The following is a 23,476-nucleotide window of genomic DNA, read 5'->3' as shown; positions in this document are numbered from 1 at the left end:
GACGCGGGCGTCGCCGGCTTGGCAGCAACCGACGCGGGCGTAGCCGGTTTGACGGCGGCTGACGCGGGCTTGACAGCCGCCGGCGTGGGCTCGGCCGCAGCCGGCGCGTCGGTGGCGGCGGCGGCGTCCGGCCCGGCCGGCCCGGACGTGGAGGCGTCGTCGGCCCCCGCCCCGGCGACCGCGGGCTGGGTACGCGCCTGGCCGACCGCCGCGACGATCTTCTCGTACTGCTCCCGGCCCGCGCGGGCGCCGAGCACGTAACCGGTGGCCAGACCCGCCGCAAACGTCATCAACTTCATGAGATCCCCTTGTCGATTGCGAATTCCCTGCGTCTCGGCCCCGGCCGCGTGGTGGAGCCGCGTCAGGAGCACCATCTACCCGCCCGGTTTGCCCGAGCCCGGTGGGCCCAAACCCACGGCAGTCCCCGCCACGGAGGCGGCGCTGCCGGCGCGGGAGCTCCCGCCCGGGTGACCGCCGGCCGGGAACGGCGGCAGCCTCCGAACCCTCCGCGAACCGGGGTCGGCGGCTGTGGTGGCCGGGTGGCAAGGTCGTCGCCATGATCGATGACGTCGCGAAGGACTTCCTGCACGGCCGGCTCAAGGCGGTCCGGGAGGCGCTGGTCTGGAAGCTCGACGGTCTGTCCGAATACGACATCCGGCGTCCCCTGACGGCGACGGGAACCAATCTCCTGGGCCTGGTGAAGCACATGGCGACAGGTGAGGCCTGGTATCTCGGTGAGGTCTTCGGCCGTCCGTCCCCGGAGCCGCTGGGGCGATGGCAGGACGCGGACGGCAGCGACCTGTGGGCAACTCCCGAGGAGACCCGCGAACAGATCATCGACTTCTACCAGCGCGCCTGCAGGCATGCGGACGCGACGATCGGGGAGCTTCCCGTCGACGCGCCTGGCCACGTGCCGTGGTGGTCGCGGCCCGACGTCACGCTGTTCGGCGTCATGATCCATGTTCTTCAGGAGACCACCCGGCATGCCGGCCACGCTGACATCCTGCGTGAGCAGCTTGACGGCCGGACCGGGCTGCGGGCTGAACACGAGGAAGAGATCGACACGGCGGCCCGCGCGACACACCGGGCGATGATCGAGCGGGCTGCGCAGGCGGCGGTCGGCGGCGCGGCCCGGGCCGGCTGATCGACATGCTCGCGTCCACCCGCGCGCCTACTCGGTGGTGATCCAGACGGTGGGCGGGCCCCGGCGACCCCATTAGCGCCCGTCACCCATTTGTGATAGACCGACCTCGATGCAGTGGTACGAATGGAGATCGACCAAGGAGTCCGCATGGACACTCCCCTGAGCCGTCGCACCATTCTCGCCGCCGGCGCGGGCGCCGCCGCCGGCCTGTCCCTGCCCGGGGTCGCCGCCCGGGCCGGTGGCCACCCGCCGGTCACCGTGCGGTTCCGGCTCAACGCCCGGGTGCTCGACGGCGGCGAGCAGGTCACCTCGATCACCCTCGACACCTCGCGGCTCGGGCCGATCGACCCGGCCGGGCTGAGCACCGGCACCTTCGGCGTGCACGCCAAGGCCACCAGCCCGATTCCCATCGCCCCCGGCGACGCCATCTACAGCGAGTACGACCTCGACCGCACCGTGACCGCCGTCCGGCTCGACCGCCACGGCGACATCGTGCTGGAGCTCAGCCACGGCGAGGGCCAGCTGGGCGGGGGCACCTTGGGCTACATCGCCGGCCGCGGACGCAACGTACGGCTCGATCTGGTCTACACCATCACCCAGCTGGCCCCGATCGTCCTGCGCGACCACCGCTCGATCACCATCTCGCGCTTCGTGCAGGGCCGGCTGTCCGATCCCGAGGTGGACGCGTTCAGCTACCACGTCTCGCGCTCGGGGATGAAGTACCGGCTCTACTCCCCCGCCCACGGCGGGCGGGGCCGGCGCCCACTCATCGTCTGGCTGCACGGCGGGGGCGAGGGCGCCTCGCTGCCCGACAACTACTACGACAACGAGACCACGTTGCGCGCCAACCGCGGCGCGCTGGGCTTCGCCACCCCGCAGGCCCAGCGGATCTTCTCCGGCGCCTACGTCGTGGCGCCGCAGAGCACGTCGTACTGGATCGAGGACGGCCCCCGCTTCGCCCCGCTCATCCGCGAGATCGTCCGGGAGCTGGCCCACCGGTATCCCGTCGACCGCGACCGGATCTACGTCGCCGGGTGCAGCAACGGCGGCTACATGAGCATGGAGATGACCACCGTCTACCCGGACCTGTTCGCCGCGTCGGTGCCGATCTGCGGCGTCGTGCAGTCCCTGGAGCCGGGCGGTCCGCGGCTGATCACCGACGCCGAGCTGCGGCGCATCTCCACCCCGACCTGGCTCGTCACGTCCCGGGACGACACCACGGTGCCGCCCGGGCCGAACACCCTGCACGCCCACGACCTCATCCCCGGTTCCCTGCTGACGCTGTACGACCACGTCGTCTGGAACGGCTACCAGTTCCCGGGCCACTGGTCGTGGATCTACGTCGCCCGCAACGATCCGAGCATCGGGGGCACCCACATCTGGCAGTGGATGGCCCGCCAACGGCGCTGACCGGCGGCCGGCCGGCGCCGGGATCAGCCGCCCGTGATCGACCAGTGCCACGGCTCGGACGGCAGGTTGACGAAGCCGTACTTGCCGGCGTGCGTGGCCAGCCAGCGGAACCCGGCGCTGTCGGCGGTCAGCGTCCGGCCGCCGGCGGTGATGTCGACGGCCAGGCCGAGCTCGTGCAGCGACCGGCCGGGGATCGCGGTCGGCACCCGGCAGGACGACGGGGGCGCGGTCCAGACGTCGGGGCAGCCGTTGATCGTCCGCAGCTCGATCTGCCGCTGCCTGGTCCGGAAGCCGCCGCCGGAGAGGACGACGCCGTCGGTGCGCGCGTCCGCGAGCATCCGCCGGAACGCGAACGACACGCTGCGGTGCACGGTGACGCCGTTGACCGCGACGGTGTCGGCGACGGTGAACTTGGTGCGGACCTCGGTGACGACGTCCCGGCTGAGGGCGGCGGCCCGGCCGGCGAGCTCGGCGGAGTGGTCGAGGGCGATGAGCCGCTGCCGGTTGGTCCGGACGGTCGCCGCGGCGGACTGCCACGCGGTGATCGCCTTGTCCAGGCCGGCGGTGGCGGCCCGGGCGGCGGCCTGCGCGGCCTTCAGCTCAGTGGCGGCCTGGCTCACCTGGGCCCGGCGGGTGGTCACGGTCTTCGCGGCGGTGGTGATGGCGGTCTTCGCCTCGGTCACGGCGGCGCCGGCGACCGGCCGCCGCTGCGACACCACGGTCAGCGTGTTCCGCGCGGTGGTCAGGGCCTCCCGCGCGATCGCGTATCCGGTACGGGCGGCGGCGTCGGCGGTGACGGCGGTCGTCACCCGGGTCTGCGCGGCGGCGTGCGCGGTCCGGCCCTCGGTGACCTGGGAGACCCGGGTCGCCAGGGTGGCCCGCTGGACGGCGAGCGCCTTGCGGAGCTGGACGTACTTGGCGCTGGGGGTGAGGCTGTGGAACATCAGCGACGCCCAGCTCTGCGCGACCCGCGGGACCGCGGCCGACGCCGGGGCGGGGTTGCCGGCGACCGTCAGGGCCGCGGCGAGCACGGCGACGATCGCGGCGGCGCGCGGCCACCGGGCTCGGGCACGGTTCTGCTGACCGGGTCGTGTTCCCTGTCGTGTCGTCATCTTTCGGGCGCTCCTCGGCCTCGATCGGTCAGGGCGGGTGTCCAGATGACTCTCGTGGCCCACAGGTGCATCCCCGGCCCGGTGCCGGAGCAGACAGGTTGCCGAGGCGTACGGGGGTGCTCAGCGCAGGGTCAGCGCGGTCTCCGAGCCGAAGCGGGTCAGCTTCTCCGGGTTGCGGACGTAGTAGAGGCCGGTGATGCGCGCGTCCTCCACCCGGATGGCCATGACGCCGTCGAGCTCGCCGTCCAGGCGCAGCACGAGCGCCGGGTTGCCGTTGACCACCGTGCGCTCGGCGGTGAGCGTCCCCTCGGTCCGGCCGATCCCGCCGAAGGCGAAGCGGAGCACCTTGCCGGCGCCGACGATCGGCCGCAGCGCCGCCTGCTTGATGCCGCCGCCGTCGCTCACCAGGACCACCTCGGGCGCCAGCACGTCGAGCAGGCCCTGCAGGTCCCGGGCCTCGAGCGCGCGGTGGAACGCGTCCAGCGCCGCCCGGCTCTCGCCTGGCGAGACCGGGTGGCGCGGGCGGCGGGCGTCGACGTGCCGGCGGGCGCGGTGCGCGATCTGCCGGACGGCCGCGGGACTCTTGCCGACGGCGGCGGCGATCTCGTCGTAGCCCACCTCGAACGCCTCGCGGAGCACGAACACCGCGCGCTCGGTGGGCGACAGCGTCTCCAGGACGAGCATCAGCGCCATCGACACGCTGTCGGCCAGCTCCACGTCCTCGGCCACGTCCGGCGTGGTGAGCAGCGGCTCGGGCAGCCACGGGCCGACGTAGGCCTCCTTGCGGCGGCGCAGCGTCCGCAGCCGGTTGAGCGCCTGCCGGGTGGTGATCCGGACCAGGTAGGCGCGCTGGTCGCGGACCCGTTCCGGGTCGACCTCGACCCAGCGCAGCCAGGTCTCCTGCAGGACGTCCTCGGCGTCGGCGGCCGAGCCGAGCATCTCGTACGCGACGGTGAAGAGCAGGTTGCGGTGGGCGACGAAGACCTCGGTGGCGTCGTCGCTCATCTCCCGCCCCCCTCGGTGGCCGGCGCCGGGTGGTTCCCGGCCCGGAGCGCCTCCCGGCGCCGGTCGTTGCTCACCCGCCACTTCAGCGCACCGGGATGGCGCGCCTCGAAGCGCAGCTGCCGGAGGATGCCCCGGCAGATGGCCTCCTTGAGCATCCCGCCCGCGCGGCCGCCGAGAAATCCCCGGTTGGCCACGTCGTCCCGGCCGGCGAACTGGAAGATCCCGGCCCGGCGGCCCAGGCTGACGCACTGGCCGAAGAACCCCACCTCGACGGGGGCGGGCTCGCGCCCGGCCAGGCGGCGCAGCACCGTCTCGGCGGCCTGCGGGCCCAGCTGCATGGCGGCCTGGCAGCTCATCCGGTACGGCCGACCCGACGGCGCCGCCGAATCCCCGGCCGCCACGATGCGCCCGTCGTCCACGCTCGTCAACGTCTCGTCCGTGCACAGCCGGCCCTGGTCGTCGGTGCTCAGCCCGCTGCGCGCCGCCAGGTCCGGCACCCCGAACCCGGCGGTCCAGACGGTCACCGCGCTCGGCAGCTCACGGCCGTCGCCGAGCCGCACGGCGTCGCGGGTCACCGAGGTCACCGTCGCGCCGGCGCCCTCCAGCACGGTCACGCCCAGCCCGGCCAGCCGCTCGGCGACCGCCCGCCGGCCCCGGGGATGCAGGTACGGGCCGAGCACCCCGCCGCAGACCAGGGTGACGGCGCGACCCGGCCCGGCCAGCTCCGCGGCGGTCTCGATGCCGGTCGGGCCGGCGCCGACCACGGTCACCGCGGCCGCTTCCGGGGCGGACCGCAGGACGGACCGCAACCGCTGCGCCTCCTCCAGGGTGGCGATCGGATGGGCGTGCTCGGCCGCTCCGGGCACCCGCGGGCCGGCGGCGCCGCTGCCGACCGCGTACACCAGATAGTCGTAACCGAGCGTGCCGCCGGACGCGAGCGTCACCGTGCGCCCGGCCGGGTCGATCCGCGCGGCGGTGTCCACCACCAGCCGGACGCGCCCGGCCAGGACGTCCCGGTAGTCGGCGACCGCGGCGCCGGAGCCGGCCACCAGCTGGTGCAGGCGGATCCGGTCGACGAAGCGCGGGCGCGGGTTGATCAGGGTCACGGTCACGTCGGCGCGCCGGGTCAGGCGGTTGGCCGCCATGACGCCCGCGTACCCGCCGCCGATCACGACCACATCGGTGTTGCCGGCCATGGTGTCTCCTTCGTTCGAGGCGGTACGCCCACCAGACACCGCCCGGGCGGCCCGTGTGACACCCCGGATCCAGGTTGGTCAGCGCCGGGCCGGATGGCGGGCTAGCGTGAGTCACCGACCCCGGGAGCTGTGCATGAGCCTTGAAAAGGTGATCTTCGGTTTCTTCGTGCTGCTGGCCGCGACGCTCAACTTCGGCTTCTTCATCGGCGACCTGGCCGATCCGACGCTGCACAACGAGTACGAGCTGTTCGCCGCCGTCGTGGTCAGCCTCATCGCGACCGTGCTGAAGTTCGGCGACCGGACCCAGATCGGCGCCGTGCACCTGGCCACCAGCCTGGTCGCCGACCTGCAGCTGATCGCCGCGGCACTGGCCTGGGGGTACGCCACGCAGATCTCCTCGGCCGGGCTGGACGGGTCGGCAATGGCCGCCGTCGTGTCGCTGTCCGGCGGCGCCCTGCTGGCCAACCTGGTCTCGGTCGTGCTGCTGGTCGTCGAGACCGTGTCGTTCCAGCGCCGGTGAGCGGGAGGCGTCGTGGCGGGTTCCGCAGGACAGGCCTGGCGCCGGCTCGTCCGGGGCGATGACCGGCCGCGCCGGGCCCGGCGGCGCCCGTCGCTCACCCGGACGGGAGAGACCTCGTCCACCATCTTCCTGATCCTGCGCCGGATGCGCGCGCCGCTCATCGTGCTGATCACGATCTTCGCGGTCAGCGTGCTCGGCCTGACGCTGATTCCCGGCCGGGACGCGGCGGGGCAGCCGGCGCGGATGGGCTTCTTCGACGCCTTCTACTTCATGAGCTACACGGCGACGACCATCGGGTACGGCGAGATCCCCCAGCCGTTCACCGGCGCCCAGCGGCTCTGGGTGATGGCCACCATCTACCTGACCGTCGTCGGCTGGGCGTACGCGATCGGCTCGCTGCTGACGCTGCTGCAGGACCGCGCGTTCCGGCAGGCCCTCGGGTTGCAGCGGTTCACCCGCACGGTGAGCCGGCTGCGGGAGCCCTTCCTGCTGATCGTCGGGTACGGCCAGACCGGCCGGCTGCTCGGCCGGGAGCTGGACGCCATCGGCCGGCGTTTCGTGGTGCTCGACGTCTCCTCCGAGCGCGTCGACGGGCTCGACGTCGACCAGTACCACGCCGACGTGCCCGGCCTGGCCGCCGACGCCGCGAACCCGCAGACCCTGAGCGTCGCCGGTCTCGAGCATCCCCGCTGCGAGGGCGTGCTCGCCCTCACCGACGACGACGAGGTCAACCTGGTCGTCGCGATGGCCGCCGCCCTGGTGCGCCCGGACCTGCCGGTGATCGCCCGGACCGTCTCGCCGGGGATCGAGCACCGGATGCGGGCGTTCGGCTCCCCGGCGGTGGTCAACCCGTTCGACCGCTTCGGCGACCACCTCCGGCTCGCCCTGCGCTCGCCCGCGTCGCACCGGCTGATGTCGTGGTTGGAGGGCGGCCCGGGCGCCGAGCTGCCCCCGGCGGGGCGGCCGCCGACCGCCGGGCGCTGGGTGCTGTGCGGCTACGGCCGCTTCGGCCGCAAGCTGGCCGAGGACCTGCGGGCCGAGGGCCTGGACGTGGCCATCATGGACCTGCGGCCGAACGCGGACGCGCAGTCACCGGTGGTCGTCGGGGACGCGTCCGAACCGGCCGTGCTGGCCCGCGCCGATCTGGGGCAGGCGGTGGGTTTCGTCGCGGGCACCGACAACGACACCACCAACCTGTCCCTGATCGCCGCCGCCCGCCGGATCAACCCCGCCCTGTTCATCGCCTCCCGGCAGAACCACCCGGCCAACGCGCCGCTGTTCGCCGCCCTGGGGGTCGACCGGCTGCTGGTGCCCAGCGAGCTGGTCGCGCGGGAGATCTACGCCCAGCTCAGCACCCCGCTGCTGTGGCGGTTCCTGCAGGACATGCCGGCGCGCGGCGACGACTGGGCGGCCGAGCTCATCGAGCGCCTCCGGCAGCAGTGCGGCCGGCGCCTGGGCAGCCTGTGGAAGCTCACCCTGACCGCCCGGGAGGCGCCGGCGCTGGACCCGTGGCTGCGCGCCGGCGAGGCCCGGCTCGGCGCCCTGCTGCGGAGCCCGCACGACCGCAGCCGCCCGGTCGCCGCGGTGCCGCTGCTGCTGCAGCGCGACTCCGAGACCATCCTGGGCCCGGGCGACGACGTCGTCCTGGCCGCCGGCGACCAGCTCCTGCTGGCCGGGCGCCCCTCGGCGCGCCGGCACCTGGTCGACACCGTCACCCACCACGCCGTCAGCGAGTACGTCCTGACCGGCCGGACCGTCCCCGCGGGCTGGCTGTGGCAACGGCTGACCGGCCGCGTGCCCCGCACCCGCTGAACCGCTGACCTGCCGGTGATCACCCCACGCTAGGGAAGGGCGGCCACCGCGCCGTACCCGGTCGCCTCGGCCGGGGTGGGCCGCGGCCCGGGCTCCGGCCGCCAGTCGGACACCGACACGATGCCGGGCTCCAGCAGGTCGAGCCCGGCGAAGAACCGGGAGACCTCGGCCATCGTGCGCGGCGAGAAGGTCGGCTTGATGCCCTCGTTCACCGCGTTCATGGCCGTGATCGTCTTCTGGTCGAGCGGGTCGAACGTCGCGTGCGACAGCACCAGGAAGCTGCCCGGCGGCAGGGTGCCGACCAGCTCACGCACGATGCCGTACGGGTCCTCGGCGTCCTCGACGAAGTGCAGGACCGCCACCAGCAGCAGCGCCACCGGGCGGTTCCAGTCCAAGGTGTCCCGGACCGCCGGGTCCTGGAGGATCTTGCCCGGGGTCCGCACGTCGGCGTCGATGTAGGCGGTGGCGCCCTGCGCCGAGCTGGTCAGCAGCGCCCGGGCGTGGGTGAGCACCAGCGGGTCGTTGTCCACGTAGACGATCCGCGACTCGGGCGCGATGCCCTGGGCCACGTCGTGCACGTTGTTCGCGGTCGGCAGCCCGGTGCCGATGTCGAGGAACTGGCGGATGCCGGCCTCGGCGGCGAGGTGGCTCACCGCCCGCCGCATGAAGGCCCGGTTCTCGCGGGCGGCGGTGCGGATGTGCGGGAACACCTTGGCGATCGCCTCGGCGGCGTCCCGGTCGGCCTGGAAGTTGTCCTTGCCGCCGAGCCAGTAGTCGTACCGCCGGGCGGGGTGCGGCCGGGTCGTGTCGATCCGGGCCGGGCCGTTCGCCCAGAACTCGTCGGCGTTCACCACGATCTCCTGTCGTCCGTGACAAATGTGGCGGCGGACCCCGCGACCGCCTGGTCGCGAGATCCGTTCGGACCATCGTAGTCGCGCGCCGGAACGCGGGCAGTCCTGCCCGCGGGGGTCACCGGCGACGCCGGGCCGGGTCGAGCAGCGCGGGCGGCGTATCGAACTTCTCCTCCGGGGCGAGGTCCAGGCCGGGGGCGACGATCGCGTCGACGGCGTCCAGCACGTCGGCGGTGAGCACGGTGTCCGCGGCGGCGAGCTGCGAGTGCAGGTGCTCCGTCGTCCGTGGACCGATGATGGCGCTGGTCACCGCCGGGTGCGCGGTGACGAAGCCGAGCGCCAGCTGGATCAGGGTCAGGCCGGCCCCGGCGGCGACCGCGGCCAGCCGCTCGACGGCGTCGAGCCGGGCCCGGTTGGCCGGGACCGTGGTGTCGAAGCGGTGCGGCATGAGCGCCGAGCGGCTGGTGCTGATCTCGCGGCCCGCGCGGACGGCGCCCGACAGCCAGCCCGAGGCCAGCGGGCTCCACACCAGCACGCCGAGGCCGTACTCCTCGGTGACGGGCAGGACGTGGGTCTCGGCCGCGCGCTGCAGCATCGAGTAGCCGGGCTGCTCGGTGACGTACCGGCCCAGGTGGTGCTCCCGGGCGGCCCACTGGGCCTGCACGATGCGGTACGCGGGGAACGTCGACGAGCCGAAGTAGCGGATCTTGCCGGCCCGGCGCAGGTCGGTCAGCGCCGACAGGGTCTCCTCGTCGCTGGTGCGCGGGTCCCACCGGTGCATCTGGTAGAGGTCGACGTGGTCGACGCCCAGCCGGCGCAGGCTGTCGTCGAGCTCGGTGACCAGCCAGCGGCGGGAGCTGCCCTGGTGGTTGCGTTCGTCGCCCATCGGCATGGTCGCCTTCGTGGCCAGCACGATGTCGTCGCGGCGGCCGGCGATGGCCTTGCCCACCATCTCCTCCGACTCGCCCTGGCCGTACATGTCGGCGGTGTCGATGAGGTTGATGCCGGCGTCCAGCGCGGCGCCGACCAGCGCGTCGGCGTCGGCCTGGCTGGTCCGGCCCAGGCTGCCGAAGTTCATCGCGCCGAGCGCGAGGGTGCTGACCTGTACGCCGGTGCGGCCCAAGGTGCGGTACTGCATGCTCGTTCTCCTCCGGGTTCTGGCATCCTCTAAGCGGAGCCGCGTTCCGTTAAGACGATACGGAACAGTGTTCCGTTTGTGAAGGAGGAGAAGCCGTGGCCGAGGGCACATCCGGCCCGCGCAAGCGGGCCGACGCGCGCCGCAACGAGCAGAACCTGCTGGAGGCGGCCGCCGCGGCCTTCCGCGCGGCCGGCGTCGACGCCCCGGTGCGCGACATCGCCACCCGGGCCGGCGTCGGCGTGGGCACCATCTACCGGCACTTCCCCACCCGGGCCGACCTGATCGTGGCCGTCTACCGGCACCAGGTCGAGGCGTGCGCCGAGGCGGGCCCGGCCCTGCTGGCCGGCAGCGACTCCGCGCACGCCGCCCTGCGGAGGTGGATCGACCTCTTCGCCGACTTCCTGATCACCAAGCACGGCCTCGCCGGGGCGCTGCGGTCCGACGACGACGCCTTCCGGAGCCTGCACGCCTACTTCCTGGACCGCCTCGTCCCCGTGTGCGACCGGCTGCTCGCCGCCGCCGCCGCGGCCGGCGAGATCCGGGCCGACATCCCGGCCCTGACGCTGATGCACGGCGTCGGCAACCTGTGCATCGGCGCCGACCAGGACCCCCGGTACGACGCCCGCCGCCTGGTCGGCCTGCTCCTGGCCGGACTCCGCGTTCCGGAACCTCCGGAACAGACCCGCGCCTATTGACACGGCGGTCCCCGCGGCGAAGAGTTCGCTGCACTGTGTGACGTACCAGTTACGTTTCAGGGGGTCGTCATGTCCCGGCATGTCGGTGGCGCCCGCCTCGCGGGTCTCCTCGCTTTCCTGCTGCTCCTGACCGCGACGCCCGGCGCCGCGCTGGCCGCGGCGCGGCCACCGCAGGTCGACGGCCAGGCCGTGCGGGCCGGCCACCTGCGGGTCCAGGTCCTCAGCCCCACGCTGCTGCGCCTGGAGTATGCCGCCGACGACACCTTCGAGGACCGGCCGACCTTCAACGCCGTCGACCGCGACCCCGGCCGCACCCGGTTCACCGCCCGCACCCGCGGCGGCGAGCTGCGGATCAGCACCGGCGCCCTGACCCTGCGGTACAGGGTGGACAGCGGGCCGGTCAGCGCCGCCAACACCACTCTGGAGCTGCGCGTCGGCAACTCGCTGACCAGCGTGCACCCGGCCTTCGGGTCGCCGGCGCGGGACGACGCGCTCGGCGGCTGGTACCGGGGGCTCGACTACTACGCCGGGCAGGCCGGCCCGCCCGACCAGATCGACCTGCACCCCGGCATGCTCAACCGCGGCGGCTGGTACCTGCTCGACGACACCGCCACCGCGGTGCGCACCGCCGGCGGCTGGGTCGCCGCCCGGCCCCCGCACGCCGGCGCCTACCAGGACGGCTACCTCTTCGGGTACGGCCACGACTACCGCCGCGGCCTGGCCGACCTGCGGACGCTGACCGGACCGTCCCTGCTGCCGCCGAAGTGGGCCTTCGGCACCTGGTTCTCCAAGTACCAGGCCTACAGCGCCGACGACTACGAGAAGCAGTTGCTGCCGGCGTTCCGCGACCACGACGTCCCGCTCGACTCGCTGGTGATCGACACCGACTGGAAGGCGCCGAACGCGTGGGCCGGCTGGAACTGGAACCCCACCCTGTTCCCCGACCCGGGCGGCTTCCTCGACCGGCTCCGCCGGCAGGGCGTCAACGCCACGCTGAACGTGCACGCGGCGATCTCCGGCGCCGACCCGCGCTTCGCCGCGGCCCAGGCCACCGCCCGGGGCAAGCTCGCCCCCGCCGGCAGCAGCTTCGCGCCCGACCCGTACCGCTTCGACTGGACCGACCCCGACCAGGCCGCCGCCTGGTCGCAGCTCCACGACCCGTTCGAGGAGCAGGGGGTACGCCAGTGGTGGCTGGACTACTGCTGCGACGACAGCACGGTCGGCACGCCCGGCGTGACCGCGGACAGCTGGATCAACGAGCTGTACCGGCGCGACGGTGACGCCCGCGGGCTGCGCGGCTTCGCGCTGTCCCGGATCGGGGCGTCGTTCCCCGCGTACGCGACGCCCGGGCCGTCCGGGCCGTGGGCCGAGCACCGCAGCACCGTGCACTTCACCGGCGACACCCGGCCGGACTGGGAGACGCTGGCCTTCGCCGCCGCGATGACGCCCGCCGAGGCGAGCATCGGGCAGTCCTACGTCAGCCACGACATCGGCAGCTTCGCCGGCAAGCACCTGCCCGAGGACCTCTACCTGCGCTGGGTGCAGCTGGGCGCGTTCCAGCCGATCCTGCGCCTGCACTCCGACCACGGCGACCGGCTGCCGTGGGAGTACTCGACGACGGTGAGCGGGGCGGCCGCCGACTACCTGCGGTTGCGCGAGTCGCTGGTGCCGTACCTCTACACCGCCGCGCGGCAGACGTACGACACCGGCGTGCCGATGGCCCGGGCGCTCTACCTCGACTGGCCCGAGCAGCCCGAGGCGTACCGGCACGCCACCGAGTACCTGCTCGGCGACTCGATGCTGGTGGCGCCGGTCGTCACGCCGGGGCTGAGCACCACGACGCCGGTGTGGTTCCCGCCGGGCACGTGGACCGACTTCTTCACCGGGGCCACCTTCCGCGGCCCGGCCACCCGTACCGTCGCGGCGACGCCCGACCGCATGCCGGTCTTCGTGCGCGCCGGCGGCATCGTCGCCCAGACCCCGCCCGCGGCCGGCGTCGCGGCCCAGCCCGCCGACCGGCTCACGCTGACGGTGTTCCCGCACGCCTCGGGCCGCACGTCGGTGTACGCGGACGCCGGCGAGGGGCTCGGCTACCGCGCCGGGCAGTTCAGCCGCATCCCGGTCCGCTACGACGAGGGCCGCCGGCTGTCCGCGCTGACCGTGGGCCCGGCCGCCGGCGCCTACCCCGGCGCTCCCGCCACCCGCCGCTACACGGTCGCGTTCGCCGGCGTCGGCCGCCCGCACGTGGTCACCGTCTCCGGCCGCGCCGCGCCCTGGACCTACGACGCCGCGAAACACCTGCTCACCGTCGAACTGCCGGCCACCGCGGGCGACCGCCGGGTGATCGTGGCCCACGACGGCAGGCCGCTCACGGTGGCTCAGCAGCCCGCCGTCGAGCTGACCTTCACCGCCCCGGACGGGCTCCAGTCCGGCGCGACGAGCACGCTGGTGACGACCGCGCGCAACGCCGGGCCGGGCACCATCACGAACCTGGCGGCGACCGTCACGGCGCCCGACGGGTGGACCATCACCCCGCGGACGCCCGCCACCGCGGCGTCGCTCGCGCCGGGCGCCACCTTCACCGTCACCTACGACGTCACCCCGGCCGGCCCGTCGCCCCGGACGGCGAACGTGGTGGCGCACCTGGCGTACCGCAATCCGGACGGCAGCGCGGCCGGCCTGCCCGCCGCCCTCACCGTGCCGGTCCGCCCGGTCGCGGTGACGTTCCGGGTGCTCGCGCCGCCGGGCACGCCGCCGGACGCGACGCTCCACCTGCCCGGCAACATCGCCGAGCTGGGCCCGTGGGACCCCGGCAAGGTGGCGATGACCGACCGCGGCAACGGTGTCTGGGAGGTCACCGTCACCGTCCTGGACGGCACCGACATCCAGTACAAGTACACCCGCGGCAGCTGGGAGACGGTGGAGGACTGGGGATCCATCACCGGCACGGTCAATCGCGGCGTCACCGTGGACGGCGGGATCACCCGGACCATGCTGGTCGACGACACCTCGACCGCCTGGGACCGGCCCGGCGGGTCCGACGACCACCTGGCCATCCGGTACTGGCGCGACCCGCTGGTCGTCTCGACCACCCCGGCCGCGGGCAGCACCGGCCCGGCCCCGGCGGCGGTCACGGTGACGTTCCAGCGCGACGTCCAGCCGGCGACCGGGACCGACTACGCCGGCGCCGTGGTCGTCACCGGTCCGGGCGGCACAGCCGCGGGCACCGTCACCGAGACCACGCCCGGCACGCTCGTCTGGGCGCCGGCCGCCGCCCTGGCCGCCGGGACCTACACGGCCACCGTGGCCGGGGTCAGCAGCACCGGCCCCGGCGGCGTACCGATCCAGCGGCCGTACACCTTCGCCTTCTCAGTGTCCTGACGTTTCAGGCGGCCAGGTCGGCGAGGACCCAGCGGCCCCGGCCGAGCCGCTTGGCCCGGTACATCGCGGCGTCGGCGGCGCGCAGCAGCGCCGTCGGCGACCACGCGTCGCCCGCGTCGGCGTCGGCGCCGGCGATGCCGATGCTGGCGCCCACGGTGTGCCAGCAGCCGTCGTGCTCGATCGGCTGGGCCACGTCCCGCAGGATCCGGTCGGCCACCGGGACCGCCTCGGCGCTGCTCAGGCCGGTCAGCACGACGGCGAACTCGTCGCCGCCGAGCCGGGCGATCGTGTCGCAGTCGCGGCTGGCGGCGCGCAGCCGCTGCGCCACCACCTGCAGGATGACGTCGCCGGCGCCGTGCCCCGCGCCGTCGTTGACAGCCTTGAAGCCGTCCAGGTCGAGGTACAGCACGCTGGAGCCGGCCGGGCACGCCGCCAGGGCGTCGGCGAGCGCGGCGCGGTTCACCAGCCCGGTCAGCGGATCGTGCCGGCTGCGGAAGCTGAGCTCGCGTTCGGCCCGTTCCAGGGCCCGCAGCGCGCTCGCGAACCGGGCCAGGATGAGACCGGCGGTGAGCACCGTGGCCGTGAACAGCATGATCCGTTCGTTCTCGGCGTACTCGCGGCGCGCGAAGAAGATGGTGGGCGCGGTCAGCAGGCCCACGCCGAGGAACCAGACACGGGCGGGATGCAACGTCGGCGCCTGCCGGGCCGCCGTGGTGAGCTCACCGCTGTTCGGGTGCAGGGCGGCCGCCACCAGCAGCGCGTTGCTGAGCAGGATCACCCCGGTGCCGACCGCCATGGCCAGGCTCAGCGACGGGATGAAGCTCGAACCCAGGTCGGCGGCGATCCGCAGGCCGGCCGAGAGCAGCAACAGCCGGGTGGCGCCGGTACGCCGCCCCGGCGACAACACCAGCAGCAGCACCCCGGCCAGGATCACGACGTCGCCGAGCGGGCCCATGACGTACAGGTAGGCGCCCAGCGGGTCGGCGGCCGCGTCGGCCAGGTAGGGCGAGATGAACACCACCCAGATGCCGATCGCGGCCGCCACCGCCAGGGTGAGCATGTCGAGGACGGCGGGCCGCAGCCACCGTCCCGCCCGGCGCCGGGCCATCCCGATCAGCGCCGCGCCGAAGGCGGCATAGCCGAAGGTCCACAGCACGGCCGACGGCACCCCGTCGTAGGTGCGGTGCAGCAGCGTGCTGACCGGGTACACGGCGTCGCCGGCCAGCCAGGCCACCTGGCCGACCGCGACGTACAGCCAGGGGAAGCGGTCCTCGCTGCGCCGGCGGCTGAGCGCCGATCGCGCCGCGAACGCACAGATGCTCAGGTAGGCGCCGAAGTAGACCAGGTCGCCGGAGGCGTGACCGGAGCCGGCGCCCGCCGCCAGGGCGGCGGCCACGGTCGCCACGAGATAGAGGGCGAGCATCCGGCGATTCATGCCCGCTGGATCGGCCGGCCGGGGCCCACTTCCGAGGTCCGCACCGGACTGCTCCCCGACTGCACCCGCTTCACCCCTCCGGCCGCGCGTGATCGCTGCCGGGACGGGGTACGCCGGGGTGTGCGCCACGACCACCGGCCCCGCCCGGCCGGCCCCCGCCGCGTGCTGCCGGTGCTGCTGGTTGCCGCGCTGGCCGCGTGCACCTCGCCATCGGCCCCGGCACCGACCGCCGCACCCGCCCCGGCGGTGGCGTCGCCGGCGCCCACGGTTTCCGCCGCCACCCCGGCCGCGCCCGCCCCGGCGGTGCTGATCGGCGCCGGGGACATCGCGAGCTGTGACAGCGACGGGGACAGCCGTACCCTCGCGCTGCTGCGGCGCTCCCCCGGCACCGTCTTCACCCTGGGCGACAACGCGTACCCCGACGGCAGCCGCCGCGACTTCCGCCGCTGCTACGGGCCCACCTGGGGCCAGGTCAAGGCGCGGACCCGCCCGGTCGCCGGCAACCACGACTACCGCACCCGCGGCGCGGCGCCGTACTTCGACTACTTCGGCGCCGCGGCCGGTCCCCGGGGCCGGGGCTACTACTCGTACGAGGCGGGGGCCTGGCACGTGGTCGTGCTGAACAGCAACTGCACCGCGGTGCCCGGCGGCTGCGGCCCCGGCTCGGCCCAGCAGCGGTGGCTGCGCGCCGACCTGGCCGCGCACCCGGCCGTCTGCACGGTGGCGATGATGCACAGCCCGCTGTTCACCTCGGCCGCGACCCATCCCCCGGCCACGGAGGTACGGCCGCTGGTGCGGACCCTGTACGACGCCGGCGTGGAGTTGATGCTGGCCGGGCACAACCACGTGTACGAGAGGTTCGCCCCGCAGACACCCACCGGGCGGCGCGACCCGGCGCGCGGCATCCGGGCGATCGTCGTGGGCACCGGCGGCGCGGCGCTGTACCCGTTCGGCCGGCCGGCGCCGAACAGCCAGGTCCGCGACGACGACACCTTCGGGGTCCTGCGCCTGACGCTGGGCCGGCGGTCGTACCGGTGGGATTTCCTCTCCGTGGCCGGCGGCGACTTCACCGACTCGGGCACCGGCGACTGCCACTGAACTGACCCAGCGTAGGCGCACTGCGACGCGGCGTCAGTACGACACCGGTCAATGTCGTGTAATCGATTCCCCGAGCCGGCGGCGGCCGCACCGGTGTTTGAGTGACAACCATCTGTCGCTCGCTTCACCGGGGGATCGGCAATGAGAGAAGAACTGTGGTCGCGGGGTGGGGCCACCCTGATCCTGTGCCTCGGCGTCGGCGCCGCCGTGGTGCTCCACGCCGACGGCGGCGATCCGGCGCGGGACCCGCATGCGGCCCACGTGCTGCCGCGCGCCGTGCCGGTCGCCGTCACCACGCCGGCGCCGCTGCCCCGGACCGGCTGGAGCGTGACCGCCGACAGCTCGGCGGCCACGACGCCCGCCGGCAACGCCCTCGACAACGATCCGGCCACCACCTGGCGCACGGCGGCCACCGCCCTGCCGCACACCCTCACCATCGACACCGGCAACCTGCTCGCGGTCGGCGGCCTGACCTATCTGCCGCCGGCCGACGGGCCGGACGGGCGCATCGGGCAGTACGGGATCGGCGTCAGCACCGACGGCGCCGCGTACACCCAGGTCGCCACCGGCACCTTCGCCGACGACGAGGTGCTCAAGACGGTCACGTTCGCGACGGTGCTGGCCCGGTTCGTCCGGCTCACCGCGCTCGGCGAGGCCGGTGACCGGGGCCCGTGGTCGGCCGCCGCCGAGGTGAACCTGCTGGGCGGCACCGACCCCGCGTTGCCGCGGACCGGCTGGACCGTCGTCGCGGACAGTCAGGAGACGGTGCAGGAGAACGGGGCGGCGGGCAACGTGCTGGACGGCGACACCGCCACCATCTGGCACACGGCGTACGGGGTTCCCCCGGCCGCGCCGCTGCCGCATCAGCTCACCGTCGACATGGTGGCGACCAACCTGGTCTCCGGCCTGAGCTACCTGCCGCGGCAGTCCGGCCGCAACGGCGCCATCGGGCAGTACCGGGTGGAGACCAGCATGGACGGCGCGACCTGGGGGCCGGCCGCCGCGACCGGGGCGTTCGCCGACGTCAGCACCGCGCAGACGGTCACCTTCGACCCGCGGATCGCCCGGTTCGTCCGGCTGACCGCCCTGAGCGAGGCCGGCAACCGTGGCCCGTGGTCCAGCGCCGCCGAGCTCAACCTGCTGGGCCGGGCCGACCCGACGCTGGGCCGCGCCGGCTGGACGGTCACCGCCTCGGACCAGGAGACGGCCCGCGAGAACGGCGCCGCCGCCAACGTGCTCGACGGCTCGGCCACCACCATCTGGCACTCGGCGTGGAGCACCACCCCGCCCGCCCCGCTGCCGCACTCCCTGACGCTGGACCTCAAGTCGGCGGTAGCGGTGGGCGGGCTGACCTATCTGCCCCGGCCGGCCGCCTCCGCCAACGGGCGGATCGGCCGCTACCGGATCGAGAGCAGCCCGGACGGTACGACCTGGACCTCCCGGATCTCCGCCGGCGCGTTCGCGGACACCCCGGCCCTGCAGACCGTGGTCTTCCCGCCGGCCAACGCCCGGTACGTCCGGCTGACCGCCCTGTCCGAGGCCGGCAACCGCGGCCCGTGGAGCAGCGCCGCCGAGATCAGCCTGCTCGGGCCGAGCGGTTCGGTGGCCCCCCGGCGCGGCACGTGGAGCGCGCCGGTGGGCTTCCCGCTGGTGCCGGTGGCGGCGGCGCAACTGCCCAACGGGAAGATCCTCACCTGGTCGGCGTACGCGCCGGACGCGTTCAGCGGCGGCGGCGGCCGCACCGTGACCGCCACCTACGACCCGGCGACCGGCGTGGTCACCCAGCGCACGGTCACCGAGACCGGCCACGACATGTTCTGCCCGGGCATCTCGGTGCTGCCGGACGGCCGCATCGTCGTGACCGGCGGCAACGACAGCGCCCGGACCAGCCTCTACGACCCGGCGACGGACGCGTGGACCACCGGCCCGGCGATGCGCACCGCGCGCGGCTACCAGGCCAGCGCGACGCTGTCCGACGGCCGGGTGTTCACCATCGGCGGGTCGTGGAGCGGCCCGGTCGGCGGCGCCGGCACGACCCCGCACAAGGCCGGCGAGGTCTTCGCGCCGGCGACCGGCTGGACCGCGCTGCCCGACGCCCGGGTCGAGCCGATGCTCACCGCGGACGCCAACCCCAACGGCGACTACCGCAAGGACAACCACGCCTGGCTGTTCGCCTGGACCGGCGGGACGGTGCTGCAGGCCGGGCCGAGCCGGGCGATGAACTGGTACTCGACGGCGGGCACCGGCGGGGTGACGCCGGCCGGCGACCGCGGCGACGACCAGGACGCGATGAACGGCACCGCGGTCATGTACGACGCCGGCAGGATCCTCACGGTCGGCGGCGCCACCTCGTACGAGAACGTCGACGCCCGGGCGAGCGCGTACGCGCTGAGCATCTCCGGGACCACGGTCACCGCCCGGAAGGTCAGCCCGATGGCGAACCCGCGGGCCTTCCACAACAGCGTGGTGCTGCCGGACGGCAAGGTGGTGGTGTTCGGCGGGCAGAACTTCCCGGTGCCGTTCTCCGACAACACCGCGGTGCTCGGCGCCGAGCTGTGGGATCCGGCGACCGAGACGTTCAGCGCCCTGGCCCCGGCGGCGGTGCCGCGGACGTACCACAGCGTGGCACTGCTCATGCCCGACGCGCGGGTCTTCACCGGTGGCGGCGGCCTGTGCGGCACCTGCGGCACCAACCACTTCGACGGTGAGATCTTCACGCCGCCCAACCTGCTCGACGACGACGGCAACCCGGCGCCCCGCCCGGCGATCACCAGCGCCCCGGCGACCGCGGCCAACGGCGCCGCCGTCACGGTCGCGACGGACCGCCCGGTCTCGTCGTTCTCGATCGTGCGCATGGGTACGGCCACCCACAGCGTCGACACCGACCAGCGCCGCATCGCCCTGACCCCGACGACGGTGACCGGCGGCTACCGCCTCACCATCCCGGCGGACAGGGGCGTGGCGCTACCCGGCTACTGGATGCTGTTCGCGCTGGACGCCAAGGGGGTCCCGAGCATCGCCCGGACCGTCCGCATCGGTTAGGCCGCCGGGCCGCCGCCCTCCTCGCCCTCGGCGCCGCCACCGAGGGCGAGGAGCGGCATGAGACCGGTCATCTCCAGCACCTTCAGCTGGGTCGGCCGGGCCCCCGCGAGGCGCAGCAGCCGGCCGGACCCGCGGGCCGCGTTGTAGACCCGGACCAGCACGTTGATCGTGGACGAGTCCAGGAACGTGACCCCGGCCAGGTCGATCAGCACGGCCGTGGCGCCCGGCCGCTCGATCTCCGCCAGCAGCACGCCGGCCAGCTCCTCCTCGACGTTCATGTCCACTTCTCCGGACAGGGCGACCACCGACGTGTCGCCACGCCGGCTGACGCGGTAAGTCCAGATGTCGTCCATGAGTGCCTTCCTGAGATGTCCCATAGCAGTCTCAAGAGCGCTCCGGCGCCGCCGCGCGTTACACCCTGTCGGTCCGGGCGACCCGGCTGTGGTGACCCGCCGGCTCCCGGCTGACCGGTCGCCGGCCCGGTGGGCTGCTAGGTTGATCGAAGGTGTGCCGGGAAGTCTGGTCGGCGTCCGATGACGGCTGACCATCTCCGGGAGTGTTCGTGACCCAGCGGTTCCCCCGGTGAGCGCCCTGGCCTGGATCACGGTTGCCGTGTTCGTCACGGCGTACGCGCTCATCGCCACCGAGAAGATCAACAGGGTGGCGGTCGCCGTCGGCGGCGCGGCGGTCATGCTGGCCCTCGGGGCGACGAACGCCGAGCACGCGTTCTTCTCCGAGGACTCGGGCATCGACTGGAACGTCATCTTCCTGCTGCTTGGGATGATGCTGATCGTCGGCGTGCTCAAACGCACCGGCCTGTTCGAGTACGTCGCCATCTGGTCGGCGAAGAAGGCCCGCGGCCGGCCGTTCCCCATCATGGTCATCTTCATCCTGGTGACCGGGCTGGTGTCGGCCGCGCTCGACAACGTCACGACAGTGCTGCTGGTGGCGCCGGTGACGCTGCTGGTGTGCGACCGGCTGGGCGTGCCCCCGGTGCCGTTCCTCATCGCGGAGGTCCTGGCCTCCAACATCGGCGGCGCCGGCACCCTGGTCGGCGACCCGCCCAACATCATCATCGCCAGCCGCTCCGGCCTGGCCTTCAATGACTTCCTCAGCGTGCTGGCCCCGTTCGTGCTGGTCGTGCTCGTGGTGCTGGTGCTGCTGTGCCGGATCATGTTCCGCCGGGCCTTCCGCTACGACGCCGAACGCGTCGCCCGGGTGATGGCGCTGAAGGAACGCGACGCGATCCGCGACCGGCGGCTGGTCATCCTGAGCCTGGCCGTGCTGGGCGCGGTCCTGGTGGCCTTCGTCCTGCACACCCTGCTGGGGTTGGAGCCGTCGGTGGTGGCCCTGCTGGGGGGCCTGCTGCTGCTCGCCGCGTCGCGGCTGGACGCGACCGAGGTGGCCAAGGACGTCGAGTGGCCCACGCTGATCTTCTTCGCCGGCCTGTTCGTCATGGTCGGCGGCCTGGTCACCACCGGCGTGATCGACACCCTGGCCCGGTCGGCCACCGAGGCGGTCGAGGGCAAGCTCTGGCCGGCCACGTTGCTGCTGCTCTGGGCCTCGGCCGCGCTGTCGGCGATCGTCGACAACATCCCGTACGTGGCGACGATGAGCCCGATCGTCGCGGAGCTGGTCGAGGCGGCCGGCGGCAACGACAAGGCCGAGGTGCTCTGGTGGGCCCTGGCGCTGGGCGCCGACCTCGGCGGTAACGCCACCGCGGTCGGGGCCTCGGCCAACGTGGTGGTGCTGGGCATTGCCGAGCGCGCCGGGCACCGCATCTCGTTCTGGGGCTTCACCAAGTACGGGCTGATCGTGACCGTGATCTCGGTGGCGCTCGCGGTGCCGTACCTGTGGGTGCGGTTCTTCGCGTTCTAGGTGCCGAGCATCCGGTCCAGCAGCCCGTCCAGGGTGATCGCGCCGGTCATCACCCGGTCGGCGTCGACCACGGCGACCAGCGGCACGTTCGAGCGGGCCATCACCGCCGCCACCTCGAGCAGCGTGGCGTTCCCGCTCACCGCCGGCAGCTCCGGCCGGTTGCGCGGCAGCAGATCGGCCACGCTGCGGTCGCCGATGCCGTCGAGGATGACGTCGGCGGCCGCCTCGTCGATCACCCGGGCCAGGGCCGGGTCGTCCTGGCAGTACGACGGCAGCGCCATCCGCAGCACCTGGGTGCCCGCCAGCACGGTCAGCGGACGGCCCTTGCGGTCGACCACGATCAGCCCGGGCAGGTCCTGGGCGGCGAGCACCCGGGCCGCCTCGCGGGCCGGGGTGTCCTCACCCACCACGCTCATCTGGATCGCCACATCAGCTGCGTGCATCCCGGCCCCCTCACCGTCCGACCAAACCACTCCACGGTACGGCGCACAGCATGCTCCCGCTGACCGCGTTTGCGCTCACCGGCGTACGACGGCCCGGACCCGGCGCCGCAGCACCCCGTGCCAGGCCGGCGTCTCGGCCTCCTCGTCGAACGCCCGCGCCACCACCACGTCCGTCGAGGAATGCAGCAGGATCGACATGACGATGGTCAGGGCCACGAGGTGGAAGATCTCGTTCGCGGCGAGGATCCCCGACTCCAGGACGAGCAGCCCGTAGACCACCGACGCGAATCCCTTGGGGCCGAACCACATCGCCGCCGCCTGCTCCCGCAGGTCCAGCCCCGAGCGCAGGAAGGACAGCCACAGCGCCACCGGACGGGCCACGAAGATGGCCAGGACCGCGAAGATCCACCCCGTCCAGGAGATCTCGGCCAGGAACTCCAGCGAGATCAGGGCCCCGAAGACGAGCAGCGCGGCCAGCTTGAACAGCTCGGCGATGTTCTCCCCGAAGTGCTCGAACGCCGCCCGTTGCCGGGGCCCGAACGTCGCCACGGTGATCCCGGCCGCAAAGGCGGCGAGGAACAGGTTGGCGTGCGTCGCCTGCGCCACCCCGAGCACCAGCAGCCCGATGGCGACGCCGTTGAGCGGCTCGTAGGCGGTCGACGCCGAGAAGAACCGGCTGCGTTCCAGCAGGATCGCCCCGACCGGGATGACCACGCCGACCACCAGGCCGAGGGCCACCTCGAGGCCGAGCTCACCCAGGTGCAGGTCGTCGGAGCCGGCGGCGACGGCGAGGAACACGATGACGAACGGGAGCGCCAGCCCGTCGTTGACGCCGGACTCGACGTTGAGCAGGTGCCGCAGCCGGGCCGGGACCTTGTCGTTGCCGACCAGGGCCGCCGCGAACACGGGGTCGGTCGGGGCCAGGATCGCCCCGATCAGCAGCGCTTCCGGCCAGCCCAGCCCGGCCACGTAGTGGGCCGCCACCGCGGTCACGAGCAGGGTCAGCGGCAGGCCCCAGCCCAGCGCCCGGCCGGGCAGCTGCCAGGCCGACCGCAGGTCGGCCCAGCCGACCCGCATGCCGTCGGTGAACAGCACCGCGAACAGCGCGAGCTCGGCCAGGGTCCCCACGATGGGCGAGTCGGCCCGGACGTCGAGCACGCCGGTCGTGTCCGGGCCGAGGACGAAGCCGGCCACCAGGAACAACACGGCGGTGGACAGGATCGTCCGCTTGGCCAGCGCGGACACCAGCACCGCGGCCAGCAGCACGGCAGCGAAGGTCAACAGCAGCATGAGGCTCTCTCTCGCGACACGGGTGC

Annotated in this window: 19 protein-coding genes; 9 read left to right on the top strand and 10 right to left on the bottom strand. The window is 73.8% G+C overall.

Features of this window, described 5'->3' with window-relative positions:
- Positions 1–290: hypothetical protein (locus Ani05nite_RS06345; RefSeq protein WP_239129385.1), on the bottom strand; the 290-nt coding region annotated here is incomplete at its 3' end.
- A gap of 266 nt (positions 291–556) precedes the next feature.
- Here Ani05nite_RS06345 and Ani05nite_RS06340 point away from each other — a divergent pair.
- Both Ani05nite_RS06340 and Ani05nite_RS06335 read left to right on the top strand, forming a co-directional pair.
- On the top strand, positions 557–1,144 hold the full coding sequence (locus tag Ani05nite_RS06340) for a DinB family protein (protein WP_203765941.1): 588 nt from the start codon (positions 557–559) through the stop codon (positions 1,142–1,144).
- A gap of 147 nt (positions 1,145–1,291) precedes the next feature.
- Positions 1,292–2,554 carry a prolyl oligopeptidase family serine peptidase gene (locus Ani05nite_RS06335; RefSeq protein ID WP_203765939.1) on the top strand — a complete coding sequence of 421 codons (1,263 nt, stop codon included), beginning with the start codon at positions 1,292–1,294 and terminating at the stop codon, positions 2,552–2,554.
- A 23-nt stretch (positions 2,555–2,577) separates the two neighbouring features.
- Here Ani05nite_RS06335 and Ani05nite_RS06330 read toward each other — a convergent pair whose 3' ends face one another.
- From Ani05nite_RS06330 to Ani05nite_RS06320, 3 genes are all read right to left on the bottom strand, one after another.
- A complete protein-coding gene (locus tag Ani05nite_RS06330) occupies positions 2,578–3,666 on the bottom strand; it encodes a M15 family metallopeptidase (RefSeq protein WP_203765937.1) in 1,089 nt (362 codons plus the stop codon).
- Between the two features lie 120 nt (positions 3,667–3,786).
- The gene (locus tag Ani05nite_RS06325) at positions 3,787–4,671 is read right to left on the bottom strand and encodes an RNA polymerase sigma-70 factor (RefSeq protein WP_203765935.1); all 885 of its coding nucleotides are present in this window, start codon (positions 4,669–4,671) and stop codon (positions 3,787–3,789) included.
- Positions 4,668–5,867, bottom strand: coding sequence for an NAD(P)/FAD-dependent oxidoreductase (locus tag Ani05nite_RS06320; RefSeq protein ID WP_203765933.1), 1,200 nt, complete (start codon positions 5,865–5,867; stop codon positions 4,668–4,670). The genes Ani05nite_RS06325 and Ani05nite_RS06320 overlap by 4 nt, the downstream gene beginning before the upstream one ends.
- A 133-nt stretch (positions 5,868–6,000) precedes the next feature.
- Here Ani05nite_RS06320 and Ani05nite_RS06315 point away from each other — a divergent pair, with 133 nt between their 5' ends.
- Together Ani05nite_RS06315 and Ani05nite_RS06310 are read left to right on the top strand one after the other, a co-directional pair.
- Entirely contained in the window at positions 6,001–6,387 is a 387-nt protein-coding gene (locus Ani05nite_RS06315; protein WP_203765932.1) for a DUF6394 family protein, read from the top strand.
- Between the two features lie 12 nt (positions 6,388–6,399).
- Entirely contained in the window at positions 6,400–8,199 is a 1,800-nt protein-coding gene (locus tag Ani05nite_RS06310; RefSeq protein ID WP_203765931.1) for a potassium channel family protein, read from the top strand.
- A gap of 29 nt (positions 8,200–8,228) precedes the next feature.
- Here Ani05nite_RS06310 and Ani05nite_RS06305 read toward each other — a convergent pair whose 3' ends face one another.
- Both Ani05nite_RS06305 and Ani05nite_RS06300 read right to left on the bottom strand, forming a co-directional pair.
- Positions 8,229–9,050: an SAM-dependent methyltransferase gene (locus Ani05nite_RS06305; protein ID WP_239129384.1), complete on the bottom strand. Its 822-nt coding sequence runs from the start codon at positions 9,048–9,050 to the stop codon at positions 8,229–8,231.
- Positions 9,051–9,168: 118 nt separating this feature from the next.
- Positions 9,169–10,188 carry an aldo/keto reductase gene (locus tag Ani05nite_RS06300; RefSeq protein ID WP_203765930.1) on the bottom strand — a complete coding sequence of 340 codons (1,020 nt, stop codon included), beginning with the start codon at positions 10,186–10,188 and terminating at the stop codon, positions 9,169–9,171.
- 95 nt (positions 10,189–10,283) lie between these two features.
- Between Ani05nite_RS06300 and Ani05nite_RS06295 the strand changes: the two genes are divergently transcribed.
- On the top strand, positions 10,284–10,883 hold the full coding sequence (locus tag Ani05nite_RS06295; RefSeq protein WP_203765929.1) for a TetR/AcrR family transcriptional regulator: 600 nt from the start codon (positions 10,284–10,286) through the stop codon (positions 10,881–10,883).
- A 69-nt stretch (positions 10,884–10,952) separates the two neighbouring features.
- The gene (locus Ani05nite_RS06290; protein ID WP_203765928.1) at positions 10,953–14,264 is read left to right on the top strand and encodes a TIM-barrel domain-containing protein; all 3,312 of its coding nucleotides are present in this window, start codon (positions 10,953–10,955) and stop codon (positions 14,262–14,264) included.
- 4 nt (positions 14,265–14,268) lie between these two features.
- Here Ani05nite_RS06290 and Ani05nite_RS06285 read toward each other — a convergent pair whose 3' ends face one another.
- Complete coding sequence (locus Ani05nite_RS06285; protein WP_203765927.1) at positions 14,269–15,699, bottom strand: GGDEF domain-containing protein; 1,431 nt, start codon at positions 15,697–15,699, stop codon at positions 14,269–14,271.
- 120 nt (positions 15,700–15,819) lie between these two features.
- On the opposite strand from Ani05nite_RS06285, the gene Ani05nite_RS06280 reads away from it, so the two are divergent.
- Positions 15,820–16,797 (top strand): metallophosphoesterase family protein, encoded by a 978-nt coding sequence (locus tag Ani05nite_RS06280; RefSeq protein WP_203765925.1) that lies wholly within the window; start codon positions 15,820–15,822, stop codon positions 16,795–16,797.
- 141 nt (positions 16,798–16,938) lie between these two features.
- Positions 16,939–19,839, top strand: coding sequence for a galactose oxidase family protein (locus Ani05nite_RS06275; protein ID WP_203765923.1), 2,901 nt, complete (start codon positions 16,939–16,941; stop codon positions 19,837–19,839).
- Here Ani05nite_RS06275 and Ani05nite_RS06270 read toward each other — a convergent pair.
- Complete coding sequence (locus Ani05nite_RS06270) at positions 19,836–20,192, bottom strand: STAS domain-containing protein (protein WP_203765922.1); 357 nt, start codon at positions 20,190–20,192, stop codon at positions 19,836–19,838. The genes Ani05nite_RS06275 and Ani05nite_RS06270 overlap by 4 nt on opposite strands.
- A gap of 229 nt (positions 20,193–20,421) precedes the next feature.
- Between Ani05nite_RS06270 and Ani05nite_RS06265 the strand changes: the two genes are divergently transcribed.
- Positions 20,422–21,717, top strand: a complete 1,296-nt coding sequence (locus tag Ani05nite_RS06265; RefSeq protein ID WP_203765921.1) for an ArsB/NhaD family transporter — start codon at positions 20,422–20,424, stop codon at positions 21,715–21,717.
- Here Ani05nite_RS06265 and Ani05nite_RS06260 read toward each other — a convergent pair.
- Together Ani05nite_RS06260 and Ani05nite_RS06255 are read right to left on the bottom strand one after the other, a co-directional pair.
- Positions 21,714–22,160 (bottom strand): CBS domain-containing protein, encoded by a 447-nt coding sequence (locus tag Ani05nite_RS06260; protein WP_203765920.1) that lies wholly within the window; start codon positions 22,158–22,160, stop codon positions 21,714–21,716. The genes Ani05nite_RS06265 and Ani05nite_RS06260 overlap by 4 nt on opposite strands.
- Before the next feature lie 75 nt (positions 22,161–22,235).
- Positions 22,236–23,450, bottom strand: coding sequence for a cation:proton antiporter (locus Ani05nite_RS06255; protein WP_203765919.1), 1,215 nt, complete (start codon positions 23,448–23,450; stop codon positions 22,236–22,238).
- Between the last annotated feature and the right edge of the window lie 26 nt (positions 23,451–23,476).

The sequence above is a fragment of the Actinoplanes nipponensis genome (genome assembly GCF_016862275.1).
In the GTDB taxonomy this organism is placed as follows: domain Bacteria; phylum Actinomycetota; class Actinomycetes; order Mycobacteriales; family Micromonosporaceae; genus Actinoplanes; species Actinoplanes nipponensis.
This window is presented reverse-complemented; position numbering and strand designations above follow the sequence as displayed.